Here is a 13,667-nt window from a genome sequence, read left to right on the forward strand (position 1 = left end):
GGATCGACGAGGCACTCCTGCGGGGCCTCGTGCCCCGCGTGATCGGCGTCCTCGTCCGCCGCGGAGCAGACTTCGCTGCGGCCGAGGACGCCGTCCAGGAAGGGCTCATCGAAGCACTGCGCACGTGGCCGGACCGGCCGCCTCGGGATCCCCAGGCATGGCTCGTCACCGTCTCCTGGCGCAAGTTCCTCGACCTGGTCCGCTCCGAGGACGCCCGGGCGCGCCGCGAAGAGGTGACCGCTACCGAACCTGCCTCGCCAGTCAGCACGGCCACGGACGACACCCTGCAGCTGTACTTCCTCTGCGCCCATCCGAGGCTCACCCCCGCCTCCGCCGTCGCGCTGACCCTGCGCGCCGTCGGGGGCCTCACCACCCGGCAGATCGCCGCGGCCACCCTGGTGCCGGAAGCCACGATGGCCCAACGGATCAGCCGCGCCAAACGCACGATCGCCACCGAACCGCTGAACCGGCCCGGCGATATCGCCACCGTCTGCCGGGTGCTCTACCTGATCTTCAACGAGGGCTACTCCGGTCATGTCGACCTGGCCGCAGAGGCGATTCGGCTCGGCCGGCAGCTGCACCGGATGACCGCACACCCCGAGGTCGCCGGGCTGCTGGCACTGATGCTGCTGCACCACGCTCGCCGCGCAGCACGCACCACGGCCGACGGCGAGGTGGTCCCTCTCCCGGACCAGAACCGCGGGCAGTGGGACACCCACCTGATCGCCGAGGGCATCGCCATCCTGCAGGAGGCGTTGGCCACCGACCAGCTGGGCGAGTACCAGGCACAGGCCGCGATCGCCGCGCTGCACGCCGACGCCCGGGACGCTGCCGAGACCGACTGGGTCCAGATCACCGAGTGGTACGACGAACTCGTCGCCCTCACCGATAGCCCGATCCACCGGCTCAACCGGGCTGTTGCCCTCGGTGAAGCTGATGGCCCCCGCGCCGGACTCGCAGCGCTGGCCGCACTCGACCCTGCACTCCCCCGCTACACCGCGGTGTCCGCACATCTGCACGAGTCCGACGGCGATCACGCGCAGGCTGCGCGGCTGTACGCGGAGGCCGCCGGGCACGCGGCGAGCATTCCGGAACGTCACCACCTGCTTCGCCAGGCGGCACGGCTGAACGCCGATCGCTGAGAGCCCCCGCTCTCCCCTCGCCACTATCAGTTATACCAGTTCCGACAAGCCGTCATGAGGCGCGAATTTTTCCCCTACTGTGGCGCACTCCACCGATCGGAGTGACGTGCATGACTGACCTGACCACCAGCACCTTCGACCTTCCCCGTGACCTCACTGCCAAGGCCGATCCGGCCCTGATCGCTACCGACGACGCGCACTTCGCCGCGATCGCCGCACACCTGCGCCACACCACCACCGACCTGACCGAACGCCTCGCGATCGAGCGCAGGGCACCAGGCGGCGGTGGACAGGAGGCGATGGACCGCGATCTGCAGATCCACCGGCTCACTGCACGGCTGAACCTGCTCCGCCGGTTCAGTCTCGAGGTCTGCCTGGGCCGGATGGTCACAGCCGGCGCCGAGACCGTCTATGTCGGCCGGATCGGTCTGAGCGACGGTGACGGCAACCCGCTGCTGATCGACTGGCGCTCCCCCGCCGCCGCGCCATTCTTCGGCGCCACACATGCCCAGCCGATGGGCCTGACCAGCCGCCGCCGGTACCGCTGGACCGACGGCCGGATCACCGACTACTGGGACGAGGCGTTCACCACCGAGGGCCTCGCGCACGGCACCGCGTTGGATGACCAGTCCGCGTTCATCGCCAGCCTCGGCACCAGCCGCACCGAGCAGATGCGGGATGTGCTCGGCACCATCCAGGCCGATCAGGACGAGATCATCCGCGCCAGCTCCCAGGGCCCGCTCGTGGTCGACGGCGGTCCTGGCACCGGGAAGACGGTCGTTGCCTTGCACCGGACTGCTTTCCTGCTCTACTCCGACCCCCGCCTGGGTCACCGCCGCGGTGGGGTGCTGTTCGTCGGCCCGCACCAGCCCTATCTGAGCTACGTGGCCGATGTGCTGCCGAGCTTGGGTGAAGAAGGAGTGCTGACCACCACTGTGCGCAGCCTGGTACCGCAGGGAGCGACCGCGACCGCGGAGACCGACCCCGAGGTCGCCCGGCTGAAGGCGGATGCCCGGATGGTGGCCGCAGTGGAGCCCGCCGTGACGATGTACGAGGAGGCGCCCATCGAGCCACTACGGGTCCGCACCCCTTGGGCGGACGTCTGGGTGAGCGCACAGGACTGGGCCGAGGCCTTCGCCACCCCGGAGAGCGGCACACCACATAACGACGCACGGGAGGAGGTCTGGTCCGCCCTGGTGGACCTCCTCGTCGACAAGCTCGCCGAGGTCACTCCCGCTGTCGACGATGACCTCGACGAGGACTCGGGGAGCCTGACCGGCGCGCCACTCGCCCTGGCGGATCCGGACAGCTTCGACGCCTACGGTCTGGAGCAGCAGGACACCACGGAGCACCTCCGCCGCACGCTGACGACCCACGCGACCCTGCGGGAGGCCTTCGGACGGGCCTGGCCGGTGCTCGAGCCAACCGACGTGGTGGCCGACCTGTGGTCGGTGCCGGCCTACCTGCGCAGGTGTGCGCCGCATCTGAGCCGGGCGGAGATCGCTGCCCTGCAACGTCCGGCAGACTCCGCTTGGACGCTGGCGGACCTGCCCATCCTGGACGCTGCTCGGCTTCGCCTCGGTGACCCGGAGGCCTCCCGGCAGCGCCGGCGAGCACAGGCAGAGGCGAGCGCCGAGCGGAACCGGCTCTCCGCCGTCATGGATGATCTGATCGCGACAGACGACTCGGACATGCAGGTGATGTCGATGCTGCGCGGGCAGGACCTGCAGGCTGCGCTGGGCGAGGAGCGTCGCGTGCCGACCGACGACCTCGCCGGTCCGTTCGCTCACCTGGTGGTGGACGAGGCGCAGGAGCTCACCGACGCCGAGTGGCAGATGCTGCTCGCCCGGTGCCCGTCCCGCAGCCTGACCGTGGTCGGTGACCGGGCCCAGGCCCGGCGGCCGTTCACCGAGTCCTGGGCCGAGCGCCTGGACCGGGTGGGGTTCGGCGAGGCTCGCCTCGCCACGCTGACGATCAACTACCGGACCCCGCAGGAGGTGATGGCCGAGGCCGAGCCGGTGATCCGCGGTGTGCTGCCCGATGCGAACGTGCCCACCTCGGTGCGCAGTACCGGCGCAGGCGTCACGCGTGGTCCGGTCACGGACCTGACGCGCGTTCTCACCAGCTGGCTCCAGGAGCACAGCGAGGGCATCGCTGCCGTGATCGGGTCCGCTGCGGTCGCCGACCACCCGCGAGTCCACCACCTCAGCCCTGAGCTGGCCAAGGGCCTGGAGTTCGATCTCGTGGTGCTGGTGGATCCGGACTCCTTCGGCAGCGGCACCCAGGGGGCCGTGGACCGGTATGTGGCGATGACCCGGGCCACCCAGCAGCTGGTGGTGCTGACCAGCGACTGACGCCCAGTCGCTGCGACACCTCGCCCCAGCTCTGCGGGCCAGCCGGGCGCACCCGGATGGAGATCTCGTCGATCGGTGGGTCGTCCACGACCATTCTCCCGGTGCTGCCTTCACCGACCTGCAAGAATCGCCTGCGATGTCCTCACCACCGGATCCGCCGGCCACCGTCACGTTCGGGAACCCCACCGCCGAACGCACGGTACTGCTGCTCCCGGGCAGCGGCGACCGGCTGGCGGATCCCGATCCGGCGGTCACGGCCCGGCGGAACGTCACGGTACTGGGGTTCGCCACGGTCCCGGCGTCTGGGCAGCCGACCCCGTGGCCCGCGCAGCCCGCCCTCGATGGGCCCCTGCCCGCCGTCGACGACCGCGTCCCGCACGGATCGCTCGGCCTCATCGCGGTCGGCGACGCTGCCGCGTCGGGCGTTCTGCTCGCGCATCGGCTCGCCGACCGGGTGGACCGCCTCGTGCTGATCTCGGCCCCGGTGCCCGGTGTTGGCCCCGAACGCGAACGCCTCGAGGAGCTGCTCGGGACGCTGACCACGCGAACCCTGCTGATCAACGGCCAGCGCGATCCCGCGGCAGCGAATGCCGAGGCCAGCTGGCATCGTCAGCGCCTTCCTCGGGCGCGGATCGAGATGATCCCCGCGTCCCGGTTGCCGCACGGACGACTCGAGCTGCGCATCGTGTGGGCCCGTGCTCTCGCCCACGTAGCACCGGGTACCGCGGCTGACCCCTGACGCTCAGCCGCGCAGGGAGGCCAGGTGCCGGAGCAGCACCTCGTGTGCCCAGCCGGGATCGGCATCGCCGGCCTCGTAGATCAGGTGTGCGGCGAGCCCGTCGATGAGCGCATGCAGCCGACGTGCCTCCACCTCGTGGTCCGCCCCGCCGGCGAGGAGCCCACCAGCGTCGAGCTGCTCGATCATCCACCGGCAGCCGGCCAGCACGCTCTGGTGTGCCACATCGCGGGCCGGGCGCAGATCGGCATCGGCGTTCGCTGCGGTGAACAGCGCGAGGTAGACCTCCATCTCCGCGCGCCGCTGGGCGTCCAGCGGCAGCAGCTGTGCGGCCACGGCTTGCACGCGTTCGAACGGACCGGGCACCTCTCGGAGGGAATCCACCCGCTCCTCCGCGCGGTCCACCACGAGCTGCAGCGCGAAGACCAGCAGCTCACTCTGGCTGGCGAAGACGTGCCGGAGCGAGCCGGCCGAGTGACCGGCCTCGGCGGCGACCGTACGTACCGACACCTTCCCGACGCCGTCGCGCAGGATCACCCGCCAGGTCGCCTCCGCGAAGGCCTGCCGACGTTCATCGTGATCGATCAGCCGGGGCACGCTACCCCCTGCCGAGGTGCGGGCACAGCCCTCACCGGCCTTGCGCCGTCGATCGTTGCCGCTGGTGAGCAGAGAAGAACTCGCGAACGGACCGGGGCACCCAGAGCAGCACCAGCATCATCAGGTGCAGCGCATCGGTGGGAATCACTGCGATCAGGTAGGAGTCCCCCATCGCCGCGGAGTACAGGCTGCCGCCGGTGGCAATCACCAGGTAGACGGTCATCGCGATCCGGGCCCACTGCCGCCCCTTCCAGACCTTGACCATCAGCCAGATGGTCACCACGACGTCAACAGCGTGCAGCACCGCGGCGTAGAGGATCGAGGCCCAGACTGCAAACTCCAGCTGCTTCTCGGTCAGGCCCGGGTCCTGCGCCAGGATCGAGTCGGTGAGGAAACCGTCCCTGCCCAACCACATCGCGAGCGGCAGCCCGATGAGGAGCACCACTCCCCCGACCACACCGGCGAAGACCCACTTCAGTGGTGTCGGCGGTCGCAGAGCTGATGCCGTGTCGTCGCTCGCTCGGTGGTCAGACTTATGGTGGTACACCTGTGCTTCCATCACGTCTAAGGTGGCACACTCGTACTAGCACCGTCAAGGCTGAACGCTTCTGCAGAAGCGCGACGGCACGGTCCTCAAGCTCTTACTCGAACGGCTCCGGGTCGCCGGCGCCGTAGCGGGCGATCTCGGCATAACCGGCAGAGAGATCCACCACAGTGGTGGGTACGTCACCGCACTCCCCCGCATCGACTACCGCATCCAGCTGGTGGTCGAGCTCCTCCTTGATCTGCCAGCCGTCGGTCATCGGGACCTCCTCACCCGGCAACAACAACGTGCTGGACAGGATCGGCTCACCGAGCTCAGCGAGCAGAGTATGCACCACCGGATGATCGGGGATGCGCACGCCGACGGTCTTCTTCTTCGGGTGCAGCAGCCGGCGGGGCACCTCTTTGGTGGCCGGCAGGATGAAGGTGTAGGAGCCCGGAGTGGCGGCCTTCACCGCACGGAACACGGCGTTGTCCACGTGCACGAACTGCCCGAGCTGGGCGAAGTCGGCGCAGATCAGGGTGAAGTCGTGCCGTTCGTCCAGACCGCGCAGGCGCAGGATCCGGTCCTTGGCATCCTGGTTGCCCAGCTGAGCCCCGAGGGCATAGCAGGAGTCCGTGGGATAGGCGACCAGCCCGCCGTCCCGAATCAGATCCGCCACCTGACGGATCGATCGAGGCTGCGGGTTGACCGGGTGAACATCGAAGTAGCGAGCCATGGGCCCATCCTCCCCTCAGCCGACGACGAGCACCAGATCTCCGCCGTCGACCGCCCGTGCGGTCGGCGAGACCACCCGGCGGACCGTGCCGGCGACGGAGGACGTGATGGCCGCCTCCATCTTCATCGCCTCGATCGTCGCCACGGTCTGCCCGGCCGAGACCTCATCGCCTTCGCCGACCACCGGGGTGACCGAGCCGGCGAACGGTGCGCCGATGTGCCCGGGAACCGAGGGATCGGCGCGCTCGGCCTCGGCCACCGTCACCGCTGCGGACTCATCGCGCACCTGGACCGGGCGCAAATGGTTGTTCAGCGTGGCCATCACCGTGCGCACACCGCGCTCGTCTGGTTCGGAGATCGCCTCCAGCCCGATCAGCAGCCGGACACCACGCTCCAGCGTCACCGTCACCTCTTCCCCGGACTGCAGCCCGTAGAGGTAGTCGAGGGTGTCGATCACCGAGATGTCGCCGTACTCGCGGCGGAGCTCGGTGAACTCTTTCGCCGGGCCCGGGAAGAGCAGGGCGTTCAACCGTTCGCGGCGTCGGCTGCGGCCCGCCGCCAGCTCGGTCTGATCCTCTTCGGTGAGCGCGGTCATCTCCCGACGCGGACCGCGCCCGGCGAGTGCCTTGGTGCGGAACGGCTCCGGCCAGCCGGCCGGCGGCACGCCGAGCTCACCGTGCAAGAAGGCGATCACCGAGTCGGGGATATCGAACGAGCCGGGGTCGGCCTCGAACTCGGCAGGGTCGGCACCGGTGGCCACCAGCTGGAGGGCCAGGTCGCCGACCACCTTGGACGAGGGCGTCACCTTCACCAGGTGGCCGAGGATCCGGTCCGCGGCGGCATACATCGCTTCGATCTGCTCGAACTTCTCGCCCAGACCGAGGGCAATCGCCTGCTGGCGCAGGTTGGACAGCTGCCCGCCGGGGATCTCGTGGTGGTAGACCCGCCCGGTGGGCGCCCGCAGCCCGGTCTCGAACGGACCGTAGAGGCTGCGGACCGCCTCCCAGTACGGTTCCAGGTCGGTGACGGCGGACAGGCTCACCTCGGGAGCGCGGTCGGTGTGCTCCAGGGCCGCGACCAACGCCGAGGCCGGCACCTGGCTGGTGGTCCCGCCCAGCGGCGCACTGGCCACGTCGACGGCGTCCACCCCGGCTTCGATCGCCGCGATCAGCGTGGCCAGCTGGCCGCCCGCGGTGTCATGGGTGTGCAGGTGGACCGGCACATCGAACCGCTCCCGCAGCGCGGTCACCAGTGTGCGCGCTGCCGGTGGCCGGAGCAGCCCGGCCATGTCCTTGATAGCGAGCAGGTGCGCACCGGCAGCCACGATCTGCTCGGCCAGCCGCAGGTAGTAGTCCAGGGTGTACACCCGTTCACCCGGATCGGTGAGATTGCCGGTGTAGCACAGGGCCACCTCGGCGACGGCGTGCGTCCCGCGCACGGCGTCGATCGCCGGGCGCATCTGGTCCACATCGTTGAGTGCGTCGAAGATCCGGAACAGGTCCACCCCGGTGCGGGCCGCCTCGGCGACGAACGCGTCGGTCACCTGGGTCGGGTACGGCGTGTAGCCGACCGTGTTCCGGCCGCGCAGCAGCATCTGCAGGGCCAGGTTCGGGGCAGCCTCACGCAGCCGCTCCAGCCGCTGCCACGGGTCCTCGCCGAGGAACCGCAGTGCCACGTCGTAGGTGGCTCCGCCCCACGCCTCCAACGAGAGCAGCCCCGGTAGCGTCCGGGACACCTGGGGCGCCACGGCGAGCAGATCCGTGCTGCGCACCCGGGTGGCCAGCAAGGACTGGTGGGCGTCCCGGAACGTGGTGTCGGTCAGGGCCACCGGCGTCTGCTCGCGCAGCCGGCGGGCGAAGGCTTCCGCACCGAGCTCAGCGATCTGCTGGCGGGTGCCGGGAGCCGGCTCGGTGCCGCTCTCGGACTCGGTGAGCTTGGTCGCCGGGGCGATCAGGTGCTCGGGTCGTGGCCCGTAGGGGGCGTTCACGGTCACGTGCGCCAGGTAGGTGAGCAGCTTGGTGCCCCGGTCGGCGCTCTCCCGCGGGGTGAGCAGTTCGGGTCGCTCCTCGATGAAGGACGTCGCCACGTCGCCGCGCAGGAAATCCTCGTCCTCCAGTACCGCCTGCAAGAACGGGATATTGGTGCGCACTCCACGGATCCGGAACTCCGCCAGCGCCCGGCGCGCCCGGCGCACGGCGATCGGGAACTGCGAGCCGCGGCAGGTGAGCTTGACCAACATCGAGTCGAAGTGGCCGGTGATGTCTGCACCGGCGTGCGCCGTGGCCCCGTCCAGCCGCACCCCGGCTCCCCCGGGTGAGCGGTAGGCAGTGATCCGGCCGGTGTCCGGGCGGAACCCGTTCGCCGGGTCCTCAGTCGTGATCCGGCACTGCAGCGCGTACCCGTTCACCCGCAGCTCATCCTGGCGGATACCGAGCTCGGCCAGGCTCGCACCGGCAGCGATGCGCATCTGCGCCGAGACCAGATCGACGTCCGTGATCTCCTCGGTGACCGTGTGCTCGACCTGGATCCTCGGGTTCATCTCGATGAACACGTGCTGCCCGGCCCGCTCACCCTCGGTGTCCACGAGGAACTCGACCGTGCCGGCGTTCTGGTAGCCGATCGCCCGGGCGAACTTCACCGCGTCCGCACACAGAGCCGCCCGGGTCTGCGGGTCCAGATGTGGGGCCGGCGCCATCTCGATGACCTTCTGGTGCCGGCGCTGCAGGGAGCAGTCCCGCTCGAACAGGTGCACCACGTCGCCGTGGCTGTCGGCGAGGATCTGCACCTCGATGTGCCGCGGACGCAGCACGGCCCGCTCCAGGAACACGGTCGGGTCGCCGAAGGCGGTGTCCGCCTCGCGCATCGCCGCAGCCAGCGCATCGGCGAGGTCGTCCGGTCCGGCTACCCGGCGCATCCCCCGGCCGCCGCCCCCGGCCACCGCCTTGACGAACAGCGGGAAACCGACTTGATCGGCAGCCGCCAGCAGCTCGTCCGGATCGGCAGACGGCGCACTCGAGGGCAGCACCGGCAGGCCGGCCTCGCGGGCGGCCTGCAAGGCTGCCACTTTGTTGCCGGCCATCTCCAGCACCTCGGCCGGTGGACCGATGAAGGTGATCCCGGCCTCGGCCGCCGCGCGGGCCAGCTCGGGCTGTTCGGAGAGGAACCCGTACCCGGGGTAGATCGCGTCCGCGCCGGACTCCCGGGCGACGCGGAGGATCTCGTCGATGTCCAGGTAGGCCCGGACCGGGTGCCCGTCCTCACCGATGAGGTAAGCCTCGTCGGCCTTCAGCCGGTGCTCAGAGCTCCGGTCCTCGTGCGGGAACACCGCAACGGTCCGCCCGCCCAGCTCGTAGGCGGCCCGGAAGGCGCGCACCGCGATCTCGGCACGGTTAGCGACCAGTACTTTCGCGAACATGGCTCCCCTAGGGTCGGCGGCGAGACGCCGAGCAGCGTATCGGCCCTAGGTCACGGCCTGCAGCACCATCTCATCGCAGCGGTGACCGGGATCACAACTGCCGGGAACTACACCTCAGCCGGTCTGTCGGGCAGCGCGACGCTTGGCCAGCTCGTCACCGGCGACGTCCACGGGCCCGTCGTCACCAGCGCGCTCGGTCGGGAACTCGGCAAGGTTGTTCTCCACCTCGCGCCACACCCGCCCGACGGCGATGCCGAACACGCCCTGACCGCCCTGCACCAGGTCGAAGACCTCGTCGGCGGACGTGCACTCGTACACGCTGGCACCGTCGCTCATCAGCGTGATCTGGGCGAGGTCGTCCACTCCGCGCTCACGCAGGTGCAGGACCGCGGTACGGATCTGCTGCAGCGAGACGCCAGTGTCCAGCAGTCGCTTGACCACCTTGAGCACCAGCACATCCCGAAAGCTGTACAGCCGCTGGGTGCCCGAACCGGTGGCGGGCCGGATGCTCGGCTCCACCAGCCCGGTGCGGGCCCAGTAGTCGAGCTGCCGGTAGGTGATGCCTGCAGCACGGCAGGCGGTCGGTCCACGGTACCCAGTGTCCTCGTCCAGGTCCGGCAGAGTGTCACCGAACAGCAACCCCTGCGCCCGCTGCGGGGTCGAGGGGGTGGCGCCCGTCTGCGCGTCGATGCCGCTCACGCCTTCTCCGTTCTTCTACCACGTCTGAGCACACTGTACTCGTGGTGCCTTCCAGGCCGCTATCCGTCCGAACCATCTCGCCCCGGACACCCCTGACGTTAGAGGGGCCGGCGGGGTGGGTCAACGACATGCGGCCGAATGCGTGTCGGCGTGTCGCGGCTGGGCGAGTCTGAGTCTCAACCTCAGGTTGAGGTGAGCGAAGTTTTCCGCATGGTCTCCAGGATTCTTCAGGGCTGTCCTGGTTCGCCCTGGTCGGAGAAGTCCTCCGGCTCGACGGAGTCGAGGAACTCGCGAAATTCCGCCACCCGTTCCTCCGCCTCGGCCGCTCCCATCTCCGAGACCATCCGCACGTGTGCGTGATCGTCCTCGTCCACGTCCAGCACCACCGCGGCGGCCTGGAGCACCGGCTCGGCGCACCACACCCCCACCTGGGCGCGCAACGCCAGCGCGATCGCATCTGAGGCGCGCGCGTCCACGCGCTGACCGTTGGAGAGCACCAGCTCGGCGATGAACGTGCCCTCCCGGAGCTCGATGATGCTCACCTGGACCAGGTCCACCCCCGCTGCGCCCAGGCAGTTCAGCAGCAGATCGTGCGGACCCGGCCGGGGCAGACTCATCCCGGCCTGCGCCGTCGCGATGGCGACCCCCTCATGCGGTCCGATCACGATCGGCAGGGACAGCTCGCCGTCGGACTCGGTGAGCACGACGAGCACCTCGTGCTCCGGCGCGTTCAGCCGGACACGTACGCCAAGCACACCCATCCTTCGCACCCCTCCACGCTACGCCGCGCACGAGGAGAATGCGACGGGTGCACTACTCCAGCCGGTCGACCGCCGAACGCAGCAGCGCCGTGTGCAGAGCGGTGAAGGTCTTCGCCAGCTCACTGCCCAGCGCATGGGAACGAGCACGCGCTCCACTGGCCGACGGACCGCTGCGCTGGGACCGGACCGGGGCAACGATCTGCTCGATCAGGTCGACCTGCCGATCGGCAGCAGTGCGCACCGTCCGCAGGTGCCGGTGGTCGATGCCGTGCTCGGCAAGCTGGCCGGCCAGGGTGGCGATCTCCACCGCGACCGGCGGATACTTCCCGCCGGCATCGGCAGTCAGCAGCCCGCCGCGGGTAAGCGCATCCACCGCCGAGGCCTCGCAGCCGGCACGTTCGGCCACCTGGTCGGCGGTGAGCCGGGAGGGCGTGTCTGTGGTGACCAGGTCGCCGTCCTCGGTGACCACCCGCGCACCGGGTGCCGGGACGTCCGGGCCGCCCTGGTCCAGCTCGGCGAGCCGCTCCCGGACCACTTTCCACGGCAGGAACGAGTCCCGCTGCGCCGCGAGGCAGAACCGCAGCCGTTCGACGTCGGCCTGGGAGTAGGTGCGGTACCCGGACGGGGTTCGGTGCGGGCTGACCAGGCCTTGGTCCTCCAGGAACCGGATCTTCGACACCCGGACCGCCGGGAACTCCCGTTGCAGGATGCTCAGTGCGGAGCCGATCGTCATCGTCGGGGTCCGGGAGACCCCGAACGGCCACGCGGACTCTTCTTCGTCCCCGGAGGGCTGCTCCCCTCGGGCGGCGGCTCCGGCCTGGCTCACTGTTCGGAGGATGGGGCCGAGGCCGCCGAGTCCTCACCACGGCGTGGACTGGGGTGGAACGTCAATCGATACTTGCCGATCTGTACCTCGTCGCCAGCGTGCAGCACGGCGTCGTCGATCCGGGACCTGTTCACGTAGGTGCCGTTCAGGCTGCCGATGTCCCGGACGGTGAACTGCCCGGCCTCGCCGACGAACTCGGCGTGCTTGCGGGAGACCGTGACGTCATCGAGGAAGATGTCGGCGGCCGGGTCGCGGCCGGAGGTCACCCGGGGGGCGTCCAGAAGGAACCGGGCTCCGGCGTTCGGCCCGTGCTGGACGATCAGTAGTGCCGAGTGCGGGGGCAGCGCCTCGACCGCAGTGCGGTCGCTGGCGTCGATCGAGCCCGGAGCCAGCTCCTCGTAGTCGGCTGGGGTGATCCGGCCCAGGGCTGCCGTGGTGTGGGGCGCTGGGCTGCCGGGGGTGGAGTCCGGACCCGTCGGGTTCGTCTCATCTTCCGGTGCTGTCATAGCGCGCCTCCCCGTATCTGTCTGCCTTGCGGCGTCTCGCCATCCGTGCCGGGCTTGGCGGATGGGTATGGATCGTTGACTCTACCGGGTCCACTCTAGTTCGCGACAACCACTGCGGACAGTCCAGGCCCGGAGCAGAAACGTCCGACGCCGCCGCCGGGTGCAGATCGAGGGTCGTTCCTGCTCACTCCTCAGGATCGGTCGGCGTTGCATACTCCGGGTCACTCACGTCACGCACAGCGGTGATCTGCACCAGATCGCGCTCGACCAGCTCGACGGTGGCACCGGCGGTGCGCATGCTCGCCAGCGCGCCGCCGGGGATGTCCAGCGCCACGGCGAGGGTCTCCGGGCTGCCGATCACTCGCCACTCCTGCGGTGAGCTGACCAGCTGTCCGTCCACCTCGACCCCGTCCACTGTGTCCACGAACGCCGACGAGGCGGTCAGCCGCTGCCCGGAGACCGCGATCGCTTCGGCGCCTGCGTTGCGCATCTCCTCCACCATGTGCACCATCCGCTGCGCATCCACGGAGTTCTCTCCTGCCTCCACGGTGACCACGATCCCGGACCCCTCCACCGGCACGGTGCCGGCCAGGATCGCCTGCAGGCGGGCATAGTCCTCCGCCACCTGGCGGTCCCCCGAGCCGGAGGAGAGCGCGGCAAGGTCGCGGCGCAGCTGGGTGCGTTCCTCGGTGAGCTGTTCGTTGCGCTCGGTCACCTCGTCCATCAGCCGCACCAGGTCGTCCTGCCGGAGGGCAGCGAACTCGTCGTCCTGGGTCTGGCGCACCTGCGCGACGATCCCGATTCCGAGCAGCACGCTCATCAGGGCGATCAGCAGCTGGGCCCGGAGCGAACGTCCGCTACCGCGCCGGTTGGCCGGCTGAGGCGGACCCGCCTCACCGTGCTCTGCACCGGGCGTGCGCGTCCTCTCGACCCCGCCGTCGTCAGCGGGTTCGGGAGTGCTCGAGGAGTGCCGGGCGTTCATGCCTTGAAGACATGCCGGCGGATCGAGGCCGCATTGGAGAAGATCCTGATCCCCAGCACCACCACCACGGCCGTGCTGAGCTGGGAGCCGACACCCAGCTGGTCACCGAGGAAGACCAACAGTGCGGCGATCACCACGTTGAACAGGAACGAGGTGACGAAGACCCGCTCGTCGAAGACGTCCTCCAGCCGAGCGCGTACGGCGCCGAACAACGCGTCCAGTGCTGCGACCACCGCGATCGGCAGGTAGGGCTGCAGGTCGACCGGGACGGAAGGCTGCAGGATGAGGCCGAGCACCACCCCCACGATCAGGCCGGCCACGGCGATCATCGCACTCTCCCTCCGCCGTCAGAGCACAGTCTTGCACGTCGGCACTGACGTGCTCGGCC

Annotated in this window: 13 protein-coding genes; 3 read left to right on the plus strand and 10 right to left on the minus strand. The window is 69.9% G+C overall.

The features are described 5' to 3' along the window. Window positions 1-2 precede the first annotated feature (2 nt). The 3 genes from FU260_RS13180 to FU260_RS13190 all read left to right on the plus strand — a co-directional run bounded on the left by FU260_RS13180 (window position 3) and on the right by FU260_RS13190 (window position 4,235). Window positions 3-1,142 (plus strand): RNA polymerase sigma factor, encoded by a 1,140-nt coding sequence (locus tag FU260_RS13180; RefSeq protein ID WP_147919483.1) that lies wholly within the window; start codon window positions 3-5, stop codon window positions 1,140-1,142. Window positions 1,143-1,252: 110 nt separating this feature from the next. Beyond that, the gene (gene helR, locus FU260_RS13185) at window positions 1,253-3,496 is read left to right on the plus strand and encodes an RNA polymerase recycling motor ATPase HelR (protein ID WP_147917480.1); all 2,244 of its coding nucleotides are present in this window, start codon (window positions 1,253-1,255) and stop codon (window positions 3,494-3,496) included. A 136-nt stretch (window positions 3,497-3,632) separates the two neighbouring features. Continuing rightward, on the plus strand, window positions 3,633-4,235 hold the full coding sequence (locus FU260_RS13190; protein WP_147917481.1) for a hypothetical protein: 603 nt from the start codon (window positions 3,633-3,635) through the stop codon (window positions 4,233-4,235). 3 nt (window positions 4,236-4,238) lie between these two features. Here the strand turns inward: FU260_RS13190 and FU260_RS13195 are convergent, their stop codons facing one another. The 10 genes from FU260_RS13195 to FU260_RS13240 form a co-directional block, all read right to left on the minus strand. Continuing rightward, window positions 4,239-4,829, minus strand: coding sequence for a TetR/AcrR family transcriptional regulator (locus FU260_RS13195; protein ID WP_147917482.1), 591 nt, complete (start codon window positions 4,827-4,829; stop codon window positions 4,239-4,241). Between the two features lie 31 nt (window positions 4,830-4,860). After that, window positions 4,861-5,388 (minus strand): hypothetical protein, encoded by a 528-nt coding sequence (locus FU260_RS13200; protein ID WP_147917483.1) that lies wholly within the window; start codon window positions 5,386-5,388, stop codon window positions 4,861-4,863. Window positions 5,389-5,470: 82 nt separating this feature from the next. Continuing rightward, a complete protein-coding gene (locus FU260_RS13205; protein WP_147917484.1) occupies window positions 5,471-6,091 on the minus strand; it encodes an L-threonylcarbamoyladenylate synthase in 621 nt (206 codons plus the stop codon). Between the two features lie 15 nt (window positions 6,092-6,106). Beyond that, a complete protein-coding gene (locus FU260_RS13210) occupies window positions 6,107-9,505 on the minus strand; it encodes a pyruvate carboxylase (protein WP_147917485.1) in 3,399 nt (1,132 codons plus the stop codon). Between the two features lie 114 nt (window positions 9,506-9,619). Beyond that, a complete protein-coding gene (locus FU260_RS13215; protein WP_147919484.1) occupies window positions 9,620-10,195 on the minus strand; it encodes a MerR family transcriptional regulator in 576 nt (191 codons plus the stop codon). Window positions 10,196-10,431: 236 nt separating this feature from the next. Beyond that, window positions 10,432-10,965, minus strand: coding sequence for a bifunctional nuclease family protein (locus tag FU260_RS13220; RefSeq protein ID WP_210418082.1), 534 nt, complete (start codon window positions 10,963-10,965; stop codon window positions 10,432-10,434). A 52-nt stretch (window positions 10,966-11,017) separates the two neighbouring features. After that, the gene (gene ftsR, locus FU260_RS13225) at window positions 11,018-11,791 is read right to left on the minus strand and encodes a transcriptional regulator FtsR (RefSeq protein ID WP_235912339.1); all 774 of its coding nucleotides are present in this window, start codon (window positions 11,789-11,791) and stop codon (window positions 11,018-11,020) included. After that, complete coding sequence (locus FU260_RS13230) at window positions 11,788-12,297, minus strand: FHA domain-containing protein (protein WP_147917487.1); 510 nt, start codon at window positions 12,295-12,297, stop codon at window positions 11,788-11,790. Before FU260_RS13230 ends, ftsR begins: the two co-directional genes overlap by 4 nt. A gap of 184 nt (window positions 12,298-12,481) precedes the next feature. Further along, entirely contained in the window at window positions 12,482-13,279 is a 798-nt protein-coding gene (locus FU260_RS13235; protein ID WP_147917488.1) for a DUF881 domain-containing protein, read from the minus strand. Next, window positions 13,276-13,608, minus strand: a complete 333-nt coding sequence (locus FU260_RS13240; RefSeq protein ID WP_147917489.1) for a small basic family protein — start codon at window positions 13,606-13,608, stop codon at window positions 13,276-13,278. The genes FU260_RS13235 and FU260_RS13240 overlap by 4 nt, the downstream gene beginning before the upstream one ends. Window positions 13,609-13,667 lie beyond the last annotated feature (59 nt).

This window comes from Ruania zhangjianzhongii, assembly GCF_008000995.1.
GTDB classification, from domain to species: domain Bacteria; phylum Actinomycetota; class Actinomycetes; order Actinomycetales; family Beutenbergiaceae; genus Ruania; species Ruania zhangjianzhongii.

Bases quoted from the DNA above. Each gene is read 5' to 3' on its own strand.
- FU260_RS13220 (WP_210418082.1), bottom strand. From the start codon at position 10,965: ATGGGTGTGCTTGGCGTACGTGTCCGGCTGAACGCGCCGGAGCACGAG.
- FU260_RS13210 (WP_147917485.1), bottom strand. From the start codon at position 9,505: ATGTTCGCGAAAGTACTGGTCGCTAACCGTGCCGAGATCGCGGTGCGC.
- helR (WP_147917480.1), top strand. From the start codon at position 1,253: ATGACTGACCTGACCACCAGCACCTTCGACCTTCCCCGTGACCTCACT.
- FU260_RS13200 (WP_147917483.1), bottom strand. From the start codon at position 5,388: ATGGAAGCACAGGTGTACCACCATAAGTCTGACCACCGAGCGAGCGAC.
- FU260_RS13190 (WP_147917481.1), top strand. From the start codon at position 3,633: ATGTCCTCACCACCGGATCCGCCGGCCACCGTCACGTTCGGGAACCCC.
- FU260_RS13235 (WP_147917488.1), bottom strand. From the start codon at position 13,279: ATGAACGCCCGGCACTCCTCGAGCACTCCCGAACCCGCTGACGACGGC.
- FU260_RS13205 (WP_147917484.1), bottom strand. From the start codon at position 6,091: ATGGCTCGCTACTTCGATGTTCACCCGGTCAACCCGCAGCCTCGATCG.
- FU260_RS13230 (WP_147917487.1), bottom strand. From the start codon at position 12,297: ATGACAGCACCGGAAGATGAGACGAACCCGACGGGTCCGGACTCCACC.
- FU260_RS13240 (WP_147917489.1), bottom strand. From the start codon at position 13,608: ATGATCGCCGTGGCCGGCCTGATCGTGGGGGTGGTGCTCGGCCTCATC.